1 protein-coding gene is annotated in these 1,175 nt (G+C 70.0%); it reads right to left on the bottom strand.

Annotated elements, in window-relative coordinates; all coding sequences use genetic code 11:
• On the bottom strand, window positions 1–1,175 hold a 1,175-nt coding region (locus tag WT24_RS02960; RefSeq protein WP_060031158.1), incomplete at both ends, for an acetyl-CoA C-acetyltransferase.

Genomic DNA, 1,175 nt, shown 5'->3' with positions numbered 1-1,175 from the left:
CGCTCGACCGCGAGCGCGACGCCCATCCCGCCGCCGATGCACAGCGACGCCAGCCCGCGCTTCGCATCGCGCTTGACCATCTCGTGCAGCAGCGTCACCAGGATCCGGCAACCCGACGCGCCGATCGGATGACCGATCGCGATCGCCCCGCCGTTCACGTTCACCTTCGACGTGTCCCAGCCCATCTGCTTGTGCACCGCCAGCGCCTGCGCCGCGAACGCCTCGTTGATCTCCATCAGGTCCAGGTCGCCCGGCGTCCAGCCCGCGCGCTCCAGGCACCGGCGCGACGCCGGCACCGGACCCATGCCCATCACGCTCGGATCCACGCCCGCGTTCGCGTACGCCTTGATCCGCGCAAGCGGCGTCAGCCCCAGCGCCGCCGCCTTCTGCGCCGACATCACCAGCACCGCCGCCGCGCCGTCGTTCAGCCCCGACGCGTTCGCCGCCGTCACCGAGCCGTCCTTCGAGAACGCCGGCTTCAGCCCCGCCAGCGACTCCGCCGTCACGCCGTGACGCACGAACTCGTCGGTCGCGAACTGCAGCGGCTCGCCCTTGCGTTGCGGAATCGACACCGGCACGATCTCGTCGTCGAAGCGCCCGGCCTTCTGCGCGGCTTCCGCCTTGTTCTGCGACAGCGCCGCGAACGCGTCCTGCGCTTCGCGCGTGATCCCGTATTCCTTCGCGACGTTCTCCGCCGTGATACCCATGTGGTACTGGTTGTACACGTCCCACAGCCCGTCGACGATCATCGTGTCCACCAGCTTCGCGTCGCCCATCCGGAACCCGTCGCGCGAGCCCGGCAGCACGTGCGGCGCCGCGCTCATGTTCTCCTGGCCGCCCGCGACCACGATGTCCGCGTCGCCCGCGACGATCGCGTTGGCCGCCAGCATCACGGCCTTCAGGCCCGAGCCGCACACCTTGTTGATCGTCATCCCCGGCACGGCGTTCGGCAACCCCGCCTTGATCAGCGACTGCCGCGCCGGGTTCTGCCCGGAGCCGGCCGTCAGCACCTGGCCCATGATCACTTCGCTGACCTGCTCGGGCTTCACGCCCGCACGCTCCAGCACTGCGCGGATCACCGTCGCGCCCAGTTCCGGCGCCGCAATCTTTGCCAGCGAGCCGCCGAATTTGCCGACCGCGGTCCGCGCGGCCGATACGATCACTACATCCGTCAT

It is taken from the genome of Burkholderia sp. MSMB1078WGS (assembly GCF_001528895.1).
Classification (GTDB): domain Bacteria; phylum Pseudomonadota; class Gammaproteobacteria; order Burkholderiales; family Burkholderiaceae; genus Burkholderia.
The sequence above is the reverse complement of the archived record's forward strand: the minus strand, read 5'-3'. Positions and strand labels throughout refer to the sequence as shown.